This window comes from Streptomyces sp. NPDC055099 (genome assembly GCF_053607685.1).
Genome location: NZ_JBSGUA010000011.1, coordinates 236,510 through 250,818, shown reverse-complemented (window position 1 = coordinate 250,818; position 14,309 = coordinate 236,510). Strand labels below are relative to the sequence as shown.

Sequence of the window (14,309 nt, the reverse complement as noted above, 5' to 3'; positions counted from 1 at the left end):
CGGGGCACCCCCGCCAGGCCCCGTACTGTTGCCGGTTGTGACCCGTAAGCCCCGTATCCCGCCCTCTCCCCTGCCGCAGCGGCGCGGCGTCGACCCCATGCGGGTCAAGCTGCCGGCCGACGGAGCGTGGGCGACCGTACGGGACCATCTCGTCGAGCGGCTGAAGGCCGGGCCCGGGGTCATCGACGGGATGCTGAGAGACGGGCTGATCGTCGGCGTGGACGGGCTTCCCGTGACGCCGGACGCCCCCTACGTCCCCGGCACCTTCGTGTGGTTCCACCGCGACCTGCCGGACGAGGTCCCGGTGCCGTACGCCATCGACGTGGTGTACCGCGACGAGCACATCGTCGTCGCCGACAAGCCCCACTTCCTGGCGACCACACCCCGCGGCAGCCATGTCACCGAGACCGCGCTCGCCCGGCTCCGCAGGGACCTCGGCCTCCCCACGCTCGGCGCGGCGCACCGCCTGGACCGGCTCACCGCGGGGCTGATCCTCTTCACCGTGCGGCCGGAGGAACGCGGCGCGTACCAGACGCTGTTCGGCGAGCGGCGGGTGTCGAAGGAGTACGAGGCCGTGGCCGCCCACGACCCCGGCATCGCACTCCCCCGCACCGTGCGCAGCCACATCGTCAAGGAGCGCGGCATCATCGCCGCCTACGAGGTTCCCGGCGCCGACCCCAACAGCGAGAGCCGCGTCGAACTCGTTGAGCACAACGGCACCTTGGGGCGCTACCGCCTCACTCCGCACACCGGCCGCACCCACCAGCTGCGCGTGCACATGAACGCCCTTGGCCTGCCGATCCTCGGAGATCCGGTCTACCCGCTGGTGGCGGGGCCGGTGCCGCCGGACGATTTCCGGCGGCCCCTCCAACTCCTCTCCCGCGTACTGGAGTTCAGGGACCCCGTCACGGGCGCCGACCACCGCTTCGTCAGCACCCGCACCCTGGGCGCCTGGACCTCGTACGACTCCTGGGAGAACGAGAACCCGTCAGCGGGCGGTCAGTAGCCCCGCCACCAGGTCACGAACCTCCGCCACGCCCCCTGCCGCGGCACCGAAACGGCCACCGGCGCGGCCTCCGGCACGGGCGGCGGAGCGGCAGGCTGCGCGGCCGGACCAGGCGTGGGCCGGGGCGCGGGCGTCGCGGGATACGCGGGCCGTGGAGCCGGCGACGACACATGCCATTCGTTGCGCGCGTCGGGGACCCGCGCCATGGGCCGCGCCATCACGTCCTGCGGAGGCCGCGGCGCGAAATGCACCGGGAGCGACACCAGGTGCCGGGAGAGGATCGAGGAGGTCCACCTCAACTCGTGTTCCTCGCAGTCGAGTTCCACGTCCGGGAAGCGCATGAGCAGCGCGTCCACCCCCGTGTCGGCGATGGCACGGCCGAGATCCTGCCCCGGGCACTCGTGCGGCCCGCCGCTGAACGCCAGGTGGGAGCGGTTGCCCTGCATGTTGGCGGTGAGGTCCGGGCGTACGACGGGGTCGACGTTGCCCGGCGCGATGCCGAGGATCAGACCGTCGCCCGCCTTGATCTGCTTGCCGCCGAGCTGGGTGTCCTGCTTGGCGAAGTAGCCGATCATCGCGCTGAACGGCGGCTCGTCCCACAGGGACTGCTCGACCGCCTCGGGGACCGTCATCTGGCCGCCGCTGAGCTGGGCGCGGAAGCGCGGGTCGGTCAGGACCATGCGCAGGGCGTTGGCGATGAGGTTGGCCGTGGCCTCGTACGAGGCGATGAGCACGAGGCGCAGGTGCGCGGCGACCTCGTCGTCCGTGAGCTGCGCGGGCTGCGCGATGAGGTTGCTGGTGAAGTCCTCCTCGGCCTGCGCCCGGCGCCGCGCCACGAGCCGCGTCAGCGCGTCCATGATGTACGCGTTGCTGGCGATGGCGGTCTCGGTGCCCCTGAGCATGTCGCGGGCGGCCTGCACCAGCCGCTCGTTGTACTCCTCGGGCATGCCGATGACATGGCACATCACCATCATCGGCAGATGCTCGGCGAACTGGCTCACGACGTCCGCGCGCCCGGCCTGGCAGATGTCGTTGAGCAGGAGGTTGCTGTACCGGTTGATGTAGCGGCGGATGCCGCGGTGGTCGAGGAGCGCCATGGCGCCGGTGACCGCGCCGCGCAGCCGCTCGTGCTCCGCGCCCTCGGCCATGCTGGCCATGGGCGTGTAGGTGACGACGGGGGCGAGCGGGTTGTCCGGGCCCATGGAGCCGTCGATGATGGCCCGCCACTGGCGTGGGTCGCGGGTGTACTGCGAGGGGGTGCGGACCATGTGCAGGTTCTCGCTGTGGCCGAGGACCGCCCAGATGGGTACGTCGTTGTGCAGCAGGGCCGGGGCCACCGCGCCGTGCTCGGCACGCAGCTTCTCGTACACGCCCGCGAGGTCGGTCTCCGCCTCGGGTCCGTAGAGACGGCGCAGGCCGCCGGCGCCCAGACCGTGCGCGGGACAGCCGGGCGGTGGCACGGCGGGGTCGTCCGTGCCGGTGTGGGGTTGGGAAGGAGTCGTCACGTTCGTCGCTCCGGGGTTGCGAATAGGGGGAGTTGTCAGACGGGGGCCACGGTCAGGGAGTGCAGGTACCGCATGAGGGTCAGCAGGGTGTCCCGGCTCGACGCGCGCTGCCGGGCGTCGCACTTCACCATCGGCACCGCGTCGTCCAGGTCGAGTGCGCGGCGCAGCGTCTCCATCGGGTGATGGGGCGCGTCGGGGAAGTCGTTGACGGCGACGACGAAGGGCACGCCGCGTTCCTCCAGGCGGCCGATCACGTCGAAGCTGACCTCGAGGCGTCGGGTGTCCAGGAGGACCACCGCGCCCAGCGCGCCTTCGAAGAGGCCGTTCCACAGGAACCAGAAGCGCTCCTGGCCGGGGGTGCCGAACAGGTAGAGCACCAGCTCTTCGGAGATGCTGATCCGGCCGAAGTCCATCGCGACGGTGGTGGCCGTCTTGGTGTCGGAGCCGTAGTTGTCGTCGACGCCGATGCCCGCCTGGGTCATGGTCTCTTCGGTGGTCAGCGGACGGATCTCGCTGACGGAGCCGACCATCGTCGTCTTGCCGACCCCGAAGCCGCCCACGATCACGATCTTCACGGCGGCCGTGGCCGTATGCGGCAGGACCTCTTCGCTGCTGGGCCCGGTGATCGTGTCAGAGCTTTTGAAGTCCATGCATCACCGCTTCGAGGAGTGAACGATCGGGGAGCGTGGAGCGGACGATCGATGCCCGCGCCTGTACCAGGTCGGCCTCGAGCATCCTGGTGAGGAGCACGGTCACAACGCTGTACGGCAGCGCGAGGTACGCGGAGAGCTCGGCGACGGACAGCGGCGTCTGACACAGCCGCAGGACGTCGGAGTGCTCGGGTTCTGCCGTGGGCGGTGCCTCGCCGTTCGCGACGATCAGCGTGACGAGGTCGATCGCTGCCCGCTCCGTGTCCTCACCGGTCAGGATGTAGAGCCGCTCGGGGTTCTCCGGGCTGCGCCGTTCCCGTTGGGGAGGGTCGTCTCGGTGGGAGGGGTTGTCCCCTTGCGGAGGATTCATACGGCCTGCCCGTCTCGCCGGGGCGGACTCGTCAGATGGGCGCCGATCCGGACGACCAGGTCCCGCATGCGGTTGCCGATGAGGCCCGCGTCGACGGTCTCGTCGGCGAGCACGGCGAGATACGCCCCGGCGCCCGCCGCCATCAGATAGAAGTAGCCGCCGCCGACCTCGATGATCACCATGCGCATGCCGCCGTCGGCGTGCGGGATCTCGGTGGCGACCGCCGCCGCCAGGGACTGAAGCCCCGCGCAGGCGGCGGCGATCCGGTCGGCCGCGTCAGGGTCGCCGCCGTAGCGCGCGATGCGCAGGCCGTCCGCGGAGAGCACCACGATCTGCCGGGTCTGCGGCACGCCGTCGGCGAGTTCCTTGAGCATCCAGTCGAAATTGGCCCGTTGCTGGATCACTTCCAGCCCCCCTCGTCGGCGTTGTCGGCACTGTCGGCGGTGCCGTGGTCGTTCTCGCTGTGGCCCTTGGGGAGCAACGGGTCATCGGCTGCGGAGTCGTCGCCGTTCACGCCCTTCATGAAGGCCTCGATCCAGAGGCCGGGCTCCTTCTCCTCCTTCTTCGCCGGTTCGGGTACAACCGGCGCGGCCGCCTGCGGGGCGTATTGAGCGCGCTGCTTGTGGTACTTCTCGTCCGCGGCTTCCTGGGCGAGACGCTCGGCCAGCGGGGTGCGGACGCGGCTGCGGCGCTGCGGCAGGCCGCCCGAGGTCCATTCGGTGACCTCGGGGATGTCGTCCTCCATGGCCGCGCCGAACGACTTGGGGAGCGGCGGTCCTGCCGTCATCACCCGGGGCTTCTTGCGCCGGATGCCGTGGGCCTCCTCGATGGGCACGCCTTCGGAGTTCACCCGGGGCACCGCGGACGCGCCGATGCCGTGGGCGAGGCCGGGGGCGGGTCCGGTGGTGAGCATCTCGCGCGGGACGATGAGCACCGCGCGGACGCCGCCGTACGCGGACTGCCGCAGCGAGACCTGCAGGTTGTACATCTGCGAGAGCCGTCCCACGACGGCCATGCCGAGGCGCGGGCTCTCGCCGAGGTCGTTCAGGTCGTAGCCGGCCTGGGCCTGCGCGAGCATGCGCTCGGCCCGGGCCCGTGCCTCCTCGCTGAGGCTGACGCCGCCGTCCTCGATCTCGACGGCGATGCCGGTCTGCACCTCGACGGCGGTGACGTGCACGCGGGTCTGCGGCGGCGAGTAGCGCGTAGCGTTGTCGAGCAGCTCGGCGCAGGCGTGGATGAGCGGTTCCACGGACGTGCCGCGGATCGCGACCTTGGCGATCGAGTGCAGGTCGACGCGCTGGTACTCCAGGATGCGGGACATGGCGCCGCGCAGCACGCTGAACAGCGGTACGGGCTTGGGCCATTGGCGTCCCGGGCGGGCGCCGCCGAGCACGGTGATCGAGTCGGCGAGGCGGCCGATCAGCGCGGTGCCGTGGTCGATGCGGAGCAGGTCGTCGAAGACCTCGGGGTTGCGGCCGTGGAACTCCTCCATCTCGCGCAGTTCCGCGGACTGCTGGTGGACGATGGCCTGGACGCGACGGGCGATGTTGACGAAGGCGCGCTGCGAGGACTCGCGGCTCGCCTCTCCGGAGTCCAGGGTGTCCAGGACGTTCCGGAGCAGCTTGCGCTGTGGGAACGGCAGCTCGGCGAAGGACTCGTCGCCGTCGATGAGATGGCGGATGATCTCCGAGGGCGCTTCGCCCTGCCGGAGCCGGAAGACGGCCTCGGGGATGATCTCCCTGCCCAGGCGGATGGTCTCGTCGTCATGGGACGCGATGCGCTGCTCCAGGGAAGCGATGCGTTGCGCGTACTGGGTGTGCAACTCCCGGATGGTCCGGCCGCGTCGCACGGCTGCGGCGCCGACCGCGACGACCACGAGGGTCGCGATCGCGCCGCACCAGCCCACCGCGATGCGGGCGGGTTCCGTCACCGCGGCGACCGCGGCTCCGGTGGCCGCGGCCATCAGCAGGGCGGGCAGCAACAGCACGCGTGCGTAAGGGACTTCTCGGCCACCGGGAGGCGATTGAACACTCACCATGTATGCCCTCTGAAGACTTGTCTCGGGGGAGGAATGGGGGGCGGTGCTGGGAAATGGGGGAAATGAGCGGGGAGTTGGCAGCGGTAGACGTAAGCGAACAATCGAAACATCTATGAACAAACGCGCGAATCCGTCGCAACACGTTTCAACTCGCCGCGCTCCGGGCGAGCTTAGTCCGCCGGAATCATCGCCGAGTCATATTCAGCAAGGCCCTGCATCGCGCGCATCGACGGGCATACACTCGGCTCCATTTGCACGCGTGGCGATCAATCGAACACGTGGAGTGATGGCGTCGAACAGGCGGATCTGGATACGAGAAAGGGCGGGCCCGGGGGTGAAATCCCCGGGCCCGCCCTTCGGCGCCGACCGCGCGTCGCGGCCGGTCAGCCGACGGAGCTGTACGCCACCACACCTCGCAGCAGCTGATCCACGGCCTTACGGGCGTTCTTGGCCACGGTGGACCCCTCGCGGGGAGCGGCGGCCGAGATCTGCCCCAGCACGTCGATCACCTGCTTGCACCACCGCACGAAGTCGCCCGCGGGCATCTCCGCCTCCCGCAGCACCTCGTCGAGGCCCTTGTCCGACGCCCACATGTACGCCGACCAGGCGAACCCGAGGTCCGGCTCCCGCTGCCCGACCCCCTCCGCCTGGTTGATCTTGAACTCTTCCTCCAGGGCATCGAGCCGGCCCCAGATCCGCACCATCTCGCCGAGGGACGCCTTCACCTTCCCCGACGGCAGCTTCGGGGCGATCGCGTCGTCCGCCGCCCGGGCCTCGAACACCAACGCCGAGACACACGCGGCCAGTTCGGCGGGGTTGAGCCCCTCCCACACGCCTTCGCGCAGGCATTCGCTCGCCAGGAGGTCCAGCTCGCCATAGAGCCGGGCGAGCCGCTTGCCGTTCTGGGTGACCTCGTCACCCCGGAGGTAGTCCAACTCGGTGAGCAGCGCGACGATCCGGTCGAAGGTCCGCGCGATGGTGTTCGTGCGCCCCTCGATGCGGCGCTCGAGCTGCACGGTGTCCCGCCGCAGGCGGTGGAAGCGCTCGGCCCACCGCGCGTGGTCCTCCCGCTCGTCGCACCCGTGGCAGGGGTGCGCCCGCAGTTCCGTGCGCAGCCGGGCGATCTCGCGGTCGTCGGCGGCGACCGCGCGCCCCTTGCGGTGCCGCTCCGGCACGATGTGCCCGGCCTTCGTGCGCAGGGCGGACGCCAGGTCCCGGCGCGACTGCGGCGAGCGCGCGTTGAACGACTTCGGGATGCGCATCCGCTCAAGGGCCTCGACCGGCACCGGGAAGTCCATCGAGGCCAGGCGCTTGACCTGCCGCTCGGCGGTGAGCACCAGGGGCCTGGGCCCGTCCTGGTGCTCGAAGCCGCGGTGGCCGTTGACCCGGCCCGCGGGGATGCCCGGGTCCAGGACGAGCGCCAGGCCCGCGTACTTCCCGGTCGGCACGTGGATGACGTCACCCGGCTTGAGCTTCTCCAGGGCGGCGGCCGCCGCAGCCCTGCGCTGGTTGGCGCCCTGCTTGGCGAGCTCGGTCTCCCGGTCCTTCAGCTCGCGGCGCAGCCGGGCGTACTCCTCGAAGTCGCCCAGGTGACAGGTCATCGAGGCCTTGTAGCCCTCAAGTCCCTCTTCGTTCTTCTGCACCTGCCGGGAGATCCCGACGACCGACTTGTCGGCCTGGAACTGCGCGAAGGACGTCTCCAGAAGCTCACGCGAGCGGTGGCGCCCGAACTGCTCGACCAGGTTCACCGCCATGTTGTACGAGGGCTTGAAGCTGGAGCGCAGCGGATACGTGCGCGTACCGGCGAGGCCCGCGAGGTGCTCCGGGCTCATGGCGCGCTGCCACAGGACCACGGCATGGCCCTCGACATCGATGCCACGCCGTCCGGCACGACCGGTCAGCTGGGTGTACTCACCGGGCGTGATGTCCGCGTGCTGCTCGCCGTTCCACTTGACGAGCTTCTCCAACACCACGCTGCGCGCGGGCATGTTGATGCCCAGGGCAAGGGTCTCGGTGGCGAAGACGGCTCGCACGAGACCGCGGACGAAGAGCTCCTCGACGACTTCCTTGAAGGTCGGCAGCATGCCCGCGTGGTGCGCGGCGATGCCGCGCTCCAGGCCTTCCAGCCATTCGTAGTAGCCAAGGACGTGCAGGTCCTCGTCCGGGATGGCGGCCGTGCGCTCCTCGACGATCTCGCGGACCTGGGCCCGCGCCTCCTCGCCGTTCAGCCTCAGTCCCGCGTGCAGGCACTGCTGCACGGCGGCCTCGCAGGCGGCGCGGCTGAAGATGAAGGTGATCGCGGGAAGGAGGCCCTCGGAGTCGAGCCGGTCGATGACCTCGGGGCGCCCCGGCGTCCAGATCCTCGACCGCTGTCTGCGCTCGCGCTCACGGTCGGCCTCGCGGACCATCTTGCCCTTGCGGCGGTCACGCGGGTTGTACGAGCGGCTGGCCTCCATCCGCGCCATGCGCGTGAGGTCGGGGTTGACGGCCTTGCGCTGGCCCTCGCCCTCCTCGAAGAGGTCGTACATCCGGCGTCCGGCGAGGACGTGCTGGAACAGCGGCACCGGCCGGTGCTCCGAGACGATCACCTGGGTGTCGCCGCGCACGGTGTCCAGCCAGTCGCCGAACTCCTCGGCGTTCGAGACGGTCGCCGACAGGGAGACCAGCGTCACCGACTCCTGGAGGTGGATGATCACCTCTTCCCAGACGGCTCCTCGGAAGCGGTCGGAGAGGTAGTGCACCTCGTCCATCACCACATAGCCGAGGTTCAGCAGCGACTGCGAGCCCGAATACAGCATGTTCCGCAGGACTTCGGTGGTCATCACGACCACCGGGGCGTCGGAGTTCACGCTGTTGTCGCCGGTCAGGAGACCGACCTTGTCCGCGCCGTACCTCTTGGAGAGGTCGGCGTACTTCTGGTTGGAGAGCGCCTTGATGGGCGTGGTGTAGAAGCATTTCTTGCCCTGAAGCAGGGCCAGGTGCACGGCGAACTCGCCGACGATCGTCTTGCCCGAACCCGTGGGGGCGGCCACGAGCACGCCCTTGCCCGCCTCGAGCGCCCGACAGGCCTCGATCTGGAAGGGGTCGAGGCCGAATTCGTACATCTCGCGGAAGCCGGCGAGTGCTGTGGCCTGCTCGACAGCGCGCTCGCGCGCCGCCGCATACCGCTCGGCCGGTGAGAGGTCCTCTGTCATCGTGCTTTCGAGACTACCGGCCACCACTGACAACGGACGATCATTATCTGTCTTACGGCTCCCGCGGTCCCCCGGGCCCGAGCACACGTACGGCCCCCGGCACGCACTGTGCCGTCAGCGGCAGGCCGCCGAGCTGCTCCCCGTCCGCGTAACCGGTGACTCCGGGCGCGGCGATCTCCACCTTCGAGGCCCGGAACACGGTGACCTTGGGGTGATCCAGGTGCGTGCCCTTGTAGACCCGCGGGAAGACCTTCAGGAGCGTCGTACGGCTGCAGTCACGGACGACCGTGACGTCGAAGAGGCCGTCACTCATGTCGGCCCGCGCGCAGATCCTCATGCCCCCGCCGTACGAGGTGCCGTTGCCCACGGCGACGAGCGTCGCGTCGATCTCGTGGACCTGCTCGTCGTCAAGGGTGATGCGGAACGGGGTGGGCCGGAAGGCCGCGAGCTCCACGGCCATGGCGAGGTCGTACTTGAAGCGGCCGGTGGGCCAGCGCATCCGGTTGCCCCGGTCGTTGACCCGTGAGTCGAAGCCGGAGGCGAGCACGGTGCCGAACCACGTCTTGCCCACCCGCCCCAGGTCGACGTCGCGGGTGCGCCCCGCGTCGAGCGCCTCGGCGATGACGGCCCCCGCGGCGGCCGGGTCGCGCACCGGAAGACCGAGGGCACGCGCGAAGTCGTTGCCGGTGCCCACGGCGACCACGCCCAAGGGCGTCGAGGTCCGCGCGACGGCCTGCAGCGCGAGGCTCGCCATGCCGTCACCGCCGACGGCGATCAGCGCGCGCGTCCCGGCGTCCACGGCTTCGCGTGCCCGGCGCAGCGCGTCGGCGGAGTCCTCCCCGATGACCGTGCGGACGGAGTGGCCCGCGGCCCGCAACGCGGAAGCGGCCGGCTGCGCCGCGTGGGCGCCCCGGCCGCGGCCCGCGGTGGGATTGACGAAGAGTGTGATGTCGCTGGTCACTGGGGTCCCCCGGACGGAGTGTGCGGGAGGACCTTACAAGGTCACGTCACGTCGTCGAAACCGTTTACCCGGTCTCGCTTCGCTCCGTCGCCGCTCGCCTGCTCGGGCAGCGCCCGGTGCGCGGAGACAGGCTCGATCTCGCCGACGTCCTCGGGCGTGAGGTCCAGCTCGGACGCTTCGTCGTCCGCGGGCTTCGCCGCTTCGATCCTGGCCTTGCGCCGGTCGTTCAGGAGCGAGAAGGCGGTGGCCGCGAAGTAGAGGACCCAGATCGGTCCGGCGAGGGCCATCATGGTCAGCGGGTCCGTGCTGGGCGTCGCCACGGCCGCGAAGACCGTGATGCCCATGATCATGCCGCGCCACCAGCCGAGCATGCGCTTGCCCGTGATGACTCCGGTGAGGTTGAGCATCACCAGAAGCAGCGGCAGCTCGAAGGAGAGACCGAAGACGACCACCATGCGCGTGACCAGGTCGATCAGCTCATCGAGCGGCAGCTGGTTGTCGACGCCCCCGGGCGAGAACTCAAGCAGCACGCGCGCCATCGTCGGCAGCGTCTTGTACGCGAAGAACGCGCCGCCCATGAACAGCGGGAAGCCCGCGCCCACGAACGCGTACGCGTACTTCTTCTCGCTCTTGTGCAGACCGGGCGCGATGAAGGCCCAGAGCTGGTACAGCCAGATCGGCGAAGCGAGCACCACGCCGGCCATCAGCGAGATCTTCAGGGCGAGCGTGAACGGCGTGATCAGACCGTTCAGCACGATGCGCGCGCAGGTCTCCTCGCCGCCCTTGTCCGCCAGCTCGGCGAAGCTCGACTCGCACCCTACGGAGCTCAGGATCGGGTTCGTGAAGAACTCGATGATGTCCTTGTAGAAGAAGGCAGCGACGATCGCGACGACGATGATGGCCAGCACGGCCTTCGCGAGCCGGTTGCGCAGCTCGCGCAGGTGCTCCGCAAGCGGCATCCGCCCCTCGGGATCCTGTTCCTTCTTGCGGGCAGACTTGAGCAACCCACGTCCTCATCTCGTGCGGCAGGCCGGCCGTCGCCGGCCTTGGATCAGCGCTGAGTGGTGCTGTCGGTGGGCTCGGTGACCGGGCGGGAGCTGGACACGTCGCCGGGCGCGGCCTGGATGGTGCGCGGCTGAGCGGCGGAAGGGTCACCGGGCGGGTCGGCCGGGGCGGCTTCGTCCTTCTTGCCGTCCGACTTCATCGCCTTGGCCTCGCTCTTGAGGATGCGCGCGGACTTGCCGAGCGACCGGGCCATGTCGGGAAGCTTCTTCGCGCCGAACAGCAGAATGACAACGACGAGAATGAGAATGATCTCGGGGGCGCCGATCTTTCCGGAAAACATACGTCTTTACCTTCTCACCGAGGCGGCAGGGGCGGGGCTGCCGGACAGGTCGGACTGCTGTCCGGCCACCGTGCTGACAGCGATCGTAACGCTCGGGGGTGAACGCAGGGCAATCCCTGTGCGTACCCCCAGTTGCGGCCCGCGCCTCGCACTCCGGGCTACTTCAGCAGCGTACCTTCCGGACAAGGGAAGTTGACAGGCAGCGGTGTCGACGTGCGTCTCCGCGACACCCGCAGGATCTTCTGGACCTACAGGACATCTCGGCTCGCCCGGGCCACACCGGTCGCCGCCGCCTCGAGATCCTCCGCCGCACGGTTGATCCGCTGTGTGGTCTGCGTCACTTGAGTGCTGAGGCGCTGCGCCTCGATGAAGACCCGAATCGCCAGTACGCCGAGCACGGCGAGGCCACAGAACCCCGCGGCAATCGCCAGCATCGCCCAGAACATGCGCCGAGCCTAGACGGTCGAGTGCAGACGCAGTGTCCGCACCCCGCCGCCGGTGAGCAGTTCGACGATGCGTTCGCCCGCGGGCTTGCGCACCGCGTTGCCGCACTCCGGGCAGGTGAACGAGTAGAAGGTGGTGCGGGCCGAGGCGCCGATGGCCAACCGCAGGGCGCCCGCGGAGAGTTCGAAGCGGGCGCGGCAGTCGGGGCAGGCGGCCTTGAAGAGCACGGGGGCGATTCTCGACATTCCGGGAATCTCGGACATGAGGCTGGTGGTCAACGCCCTTGCTCCTGCCTGTCGTACGACCCGCCGGGGTGTTTGTCGTGCTCGTCATAGGCCGCGAGGGCCTCGCGCGCCGCCTGCCGCGCGCTGTCCGCGAGATCCGCCGGGGAGACGATGTGCCCGTCCCCGCCGAGCCGCAGCGCGAGCCTGCGCAGCGAGGTGGGGTCCGGGGTGCGCAGCGTGATCCGCAGACCGCCGTCGGGGAGTTCCTCGGCGCTGTCGTGGGGGTAGTACTCGGCGACCCAGCGACCGCCGGGGCCTACCTCGACGACCACCTCGGGGTCCTCCGCGGCCGGCTGCACGAGCCCTTCGGAGAGGTCACGCAGCTCGACCTCGGGCGGCGCGGACGCCTCGTCCAGAATCCTGATCTCGGCCACCCGGTCGAGGCGGAAGGTGCGGCGCGCCTCGGAGAGGTAGCACCACGCCTCCATGTACGTGTGCCCGACGGCGAAGAGGCGGATCGGGTCGACCTCGCGCTCGGTGAGCTCGTCGCGCGCCGGTGAGTAGTAGCGCAGCCAGAGCCTGCGCCGCTCGGAGATGGCGCGGTCGACCTCGGCGAAGACGCCGCCCTCGGACTCGAAGGTCACCGAGAGCCGCGCGCTGGCGCCCGCGTTCTCCCCGGCCGCCGTCTCCAGCTTGGCGGTGGCGCGCACCAGCGCCTGCCGGTCGCTCTCGCGCAGCCCGGGGAGCGTGGAGACCGCGCGGGCGGCCACCAGGAGCGCGGTGGCCTCGTCGGCGGCGAGCCGCAGGGGGGCCGCCACGTCGTCCGGGTTGTGCCACCAGATGCGGTCGCCGTCGGTGTCGATGTCCAGGAGGTCGCCGCCGCGGAAGCTGGTCCCGCACAGCGGCAGCACGTCCAGGTCGGAGATCAGCTCGTCCTCGGTGATCCCGAAGGCGCGGGCGACGTCGCTGACGTGGGCGCCGGGGCGCTCGCGCAGATACGTCACCAGCGAGAGCATCCGCCGGGTCTGGTCGATGGCGTTCGTGGCCATGATTCGGTGTGTCCCCCTCAGCCCTTGGCCACGGCGCGCAGCCGGTCCACCACGTCGGCCCGCAGCTCGGCGGGCTCGAGGACCACCACGTCGGGCCCGAACTCCACCAGCCAGGCGTCGAGCCCGTGCCCGTACGGAATCTCCAACTCGTCCCACCCCTCGCCCACTTCACGTATCCGGGCGGCCTTGGCGCGCAGCGGGTAGCCCGCGCCCGTCCGCAGCCGGATCAGGGCGGAGCGGTCGGCGCTCTCCCCCGCCCAGCCCGCGACGGTCTCGCGCACCGTGACGACATCGGGGACGCCCGCGGTGAACTTGCCCGCGCGGGCGCGGACCTTCCCGGTGATGCGGGAGAGCCGGAACACGCGCTCGGCGCCGCGGTCACGGTCCCAGCCCGCGAGGTACCAGTGGCCGCGCCAGCATTCGAGCGCCCACGGCTCGACGTGGCGGGGCTCGGGGCGGGCCGCGGTGGCCTTGCGGTAGTCGAAGACGACGGGGCGGCGGTCGCGGCAGGCGAGCATCAGCGGCTCGAAGGATGCCTCGTGCACGGGGATGCGCGGCTCGAGCGCGCTGTGTGCCTCGTACGGGTCGACGTCCTCGGGGAGGCCCGCGGCGCGCAGCTTCTGCAGGGCGCCGCTGGCGGCTCCGGCGAGGCGTGCCTGCTGCCAGACCTTGGCCGCGAGGCCGAGCGCCGCGGCCTCCTCGGCGTCGATGGTGATGGGCGGGAGGCGGTTGCTGTCGCGGCGCGCGAGATAGCCGACCTCGCCGTCGAGATTCTCCACCGTCTCGATGACCAGGCCGAGTTCGCGCAGATCGTCCTTGTCGCGCTCGAACATCCGGTTGAAGGAGTCGTCGGACCCCGCCTCCAGATAGGCCTCGATGGACTCGCGCAGCTCGCGCTTGCTGAGCGGCCGCCGCGTCCCGAGCAGACACAGCGCCAGGTTCATCAGCCGCTCGGCCTTGGCAATGGCCATCGACGCCCTTTCTCAACAGTGCTTCCGACCGCCGACCGTACCGCCCCGGGGTGTCGTGGGAAAAGCCGAGGCCCATGCCGGAACCGGCATGGGCCTCGACGGACAGGTCTGATCAGACCTTGTCCTCAGTCATCGCTCGGTCGTCGCTCAGACGCCGACGAGGTCGCAGACGAAGATCAGGGCCTCGCCGGGCGCGATACGGCCGCCACCGGCGCCGCGCTCGCCGTACGCGAGGTGCGAGGGGATGGTCAGGCGGCGGCGACCGCCGACCTTCATGCCCTGGACGCCCTGGTCCCAGCCGGCGATGACCTGACCGGCGCCGAGCTGGAACTGGAGCGGCGTGCCGCGGTTCCAGGAGGCGTCGAACTCTTCACCGGTGGAGAAAGCCACTCCCACGTAGTGGACGGAGACGGTGGCGCCCGCCTTCGCCTCCGGGCCGTCGCCCTCCCAGATGTCCACGATCTGGAGGTCGGTGGGGACCGGGCCCTCGGGGAAGTCGATCTCGGGCTTCTCGATGCTCACGTCTATTGCTCCTGCTTTGATACGAATGGC

General features: G+C 70.3%; 15 protein-coding genes. 1 reads left to right on the top strand and 14 read right to left on the bottom strand.

Annotated elements, in window-relative coordinates; all coding sequences use genetic code 11:
- The first annotated feature begins 97 nt into the window (after positions 1 to 97).
- Positions 98 to 1,006 (top strand): RluA family pseudouridine synthase, encoded by a 909-nt coding sequence (locus ACWFRU_RS26550; RefSeq protein WP_453690737.1) that lies wholly within the window; start codon positions 98 to 100, stop codon positions 1,004 to 1,006.
- Here the strand turns inward: ACWFRU_RS26550 and ACWFRU_RS26545 are convergent.
- From ACWFRU_RS26545 to ACWFRU_RS26480, 14 genes are all read right to left on the bottom strand, one after another.
- Positions 1,000 to 2,511: a cytochrome P450 gene (locus ACWFRU_RS26545; RefSeq protein ID WP_453690663.1), complete on the bottom strand. Its 1,512-nt coding sequence runs from the start codon at positions 2,509 to 2,511 to the stop codon at positions 1,000 to 1,002. The two genes, ACWFRU_RS26550 and ACWFRU_RS26545, sit on opposite strands and share 7 nt — an antisense overlap.
- Before the next feature lie 35 nt (positions 2,512 to 2,546).
- Positions 2,547 to 3,161 (bottom strand): GTP-binding protein, encoded by a 615-nt coding sequence (locus tag ACWFRU_RS26540; RefSeq protein ID WP_453690662.1) that lies wholly within the window; start codon positions 3,159 to 3,161, stop codon positions 2,547 to 2,549.
- Positions 3,142 to 3,531 carry a DUF742 domain-containing protein gene (locus ACWFRU_RS26535; protein ID WP_453690661.1) on the bottom strand — a complete coding sequence of 130 codons (390 nt, stop codon included), beginning with the start codon at positions 3,529 to 3,531 and terminating at the stop codon, positions 3,142 to 3,144. Before ACWFRU_RS26535 ends, ACWFRU_RS26540 begins: the two co-directional genes overlap by 20 nt.
- Positions 3,528 to 3,935, bottom strand: a complete 408-nt coding sequence (locus ACWFRU_RS26530) for a roadblock/LC7 domain-containing protein (RefSeq protein WP_363210896.1) — start codon at positions 3,933 to 3,935, stop codon at positions 3,528 to 3,530. Before ACWFRU_RS26530 ends, ACWFRU_RS26535 begins: the two co-directional genes overlap by 4 nt.
- Positions 3,932 to 5,569 carry an ATP-binding protein gene (locus ACWFRU_RS26525; RefSeq protein WP_453690660.1) on the bottom strand — a complete coding sequence of 546 codons (1,638 nt, stop codon included), beginning with the start codon at positions 5,567 to 5,569 and terminating at the stop codon, positions 3,932 to 3,934. Before ACWFRU_RS26525 ends, ACWFRU_RS26530 begins: the two co-directional genes overlap by 4 nt.
- A gap of 383 nt (positions 5,570 to 5,952) precedes the next feature.
- Positions 5,953 to 8,763: a DEAD/DEAH box helicase gene (locus ACWFRU_RS26520; RefSeq protein ID WP_453690659.1), complete on the bottom strand. Its 2,811-nt coding sequence runs from the start codon at positions 8,761 to 8,763 to the stop codon at positions 5,953 to 5,955.
- Between the two features lie 52 nt (positions 8,764 to 8,815).
- Complete coding sequence (locus ACWFRU_RS26515; RefSeq protein ID WP_453690658.1) at positions 8,816 to 9,724, bottom strand: diacylglycerol kinase; 909 nt, start codon at positions 9,722 to 9,724, stop codon at positions 8,816 to 8,818.
- 41 nt (positions 9,725 to 9,765) lie between these two features.
- On the bottom strand, positions 9,766 to 10,728 hold the full coding sequence (gene tatC / locus ACWFRU_RS26510) for a twin-arginine translocase subunit TatC (protein WP_453690657.1): 963 nt from the start codon (positions 10,726 to 10,728) through the stop codon (positions 9,766 to 9,768).
- Positions 10,729 to 10,775: 47 nt separating this feature from the next.
- Positions 10,776 to 11,069 (bottom strand): Sec-independent protein translocase subunit TatA, encoded by a 294-nt coding sequence (gene tatA / locus ACWFRU_RS26505; RefSeq protein ID WP_160503964.1) that lies wholly within the window; start codon positions 11,067 to 11,069, stop codon positions 10,776 to 10,778.
- Positions 11,070 to 11,317: 248 nt separating this feature from the next.
- Positions 11,318 to 11,515 (bottom strand): hypothetical protein, encoded by a 198-nt coding sequence (locus ACWFRU_RS26500; protein ID WP_363312693.1) that lies wholly within the window; start codon positions 11,513 to 11,515, stop codon positions 11,318 to 11,320.
- A gap of 9 nt (positions 11,516 to 11,524) precedes the next feature.
- Complete coding sequence (locus tag ACWFRU_RS26495; RefSeq protein WP_160510146.1) at positions 11,525 to 11,776, bottom strand: hypothetical protein; 252 nt, start codon at positions 11,774 to 11,776, stop codon at positions 11,525 to 11,527.
- Positions 11,777 to 11,787: 11 nt separating this feature from the next.
- Positions 11,788 to 12,786 (bottom strand): helix-turn-helix transcriptional regulator, encoded by a 999-nt coding sequence (locus ACWFRU_RS26490; protein ID WP_453690656.1) that lies wholly within the window; start codon positions 12,784 to 12,786, stop codon positions 11,788 to 11,790.
- Positions 12,787 to 12,803: 17 nt separating this feature from the next.
- Positions 12,804 to 13,757, bottom strand: coding sequence for a helix-turn-helix transcriptional regulator (locus tag ACWFRU_RS26485; protein ID WP_453690655.1), 954 nt, complete (start codon positions 13,755 to 13,757; stop codon positions 12,804 to 12,806).
- Positions 13,758 to 13,904: 147 nt separating this feature from the next.
- Positions 13,905 to 14,279 (bottom strand): FKBP-type peptidyl-prolyl cis-trans isomerase, encoded by a 375-nt coding sequence (locus tag ACWFRU_RS26480; protein ID WP_363210887.1) that lies wholly within the window; start codon positions 14,277 to 14,279, stop codon positions 13,905 to 13,907.
- Positions 14,280 to 14,309 lie beyond the last annotated feature (30 nt).

Bases quoted from the DNA above. Each gene is read 5' to 3' on its own strand.
- ACWFRU_RS26550 (WP_453690737.1), top strand. From the start codon at position 98: ATGCGGGTCAAGCTGCCGGCCGACGGAGCGTGGGCGACCGTACGGGAC.
- ACWFRU_RS26540 (WP_453690662.1), bottom strand. From the start codon at position 3,161: ATGGACTTCAAAAGCTCTGACACGATCACCGGGCCCAGCAGCGAAGAG.
- ACWFRU_RS26535 (WP_453690661.1), bottom strand. From the start codon at position 3,531: ATGAATCCTCCGCAAGGGGACAACCCCTCCCACCGAGACGACCCTCCC.
- ACWFRU_RS26525 (WP_453690660.1), bottom strand. From the start codon at position 5,569: ATGGTGAGTGTTCAATCGCCTCCCGGTGGCCGAGAAGTCCCTTACGCA.
- ACWFRU_RS26520 (WP_453690659.1), bottom strand. From the start codon at position 8,763: ATGACAGAGGACCTCTCACCGGCCGAGCGGTATGCGGCGGCGCGCGAG.
- tatA (WP_160503964.1), bottom strand. From the start codon at position 11,069: ATGTTTTCCGGAAAGATCGGCGCCCCCGAGATCATTCTCATTCTCGTC.
- ACWFRU_RS26500 (WP_363312693.1), bottom strand. From the start codon at position 11,515: ATGTTCTGGGCGATGCTGGCGATTGCCGCGGGGTTCTGTGGCCTCGCC.
- ACWFRU_RS26495 (WP_160510146.1), bottom strand. From the start codon at position 11,776: ATGTCCGAGATTCCCGGAATGTCGAGAATCGCCCCCGTGCTCTTCAAG.
- ACWFRU_RS26490 (WP_453690656.1), bottom strand. From the start codon at position 12,786: ATGGCCACGAACGCCATCGACCAGACCCGGCGGATGCTCTCGCTGGTG.
- ACWFRU_RS26485 (WP_453690655.1), bottom strand. From the start codon at position 13,757: ATGGCCATTGCCAAGGCCGAGCGGCTGATGAACCTGGCGCTGTGTCTG.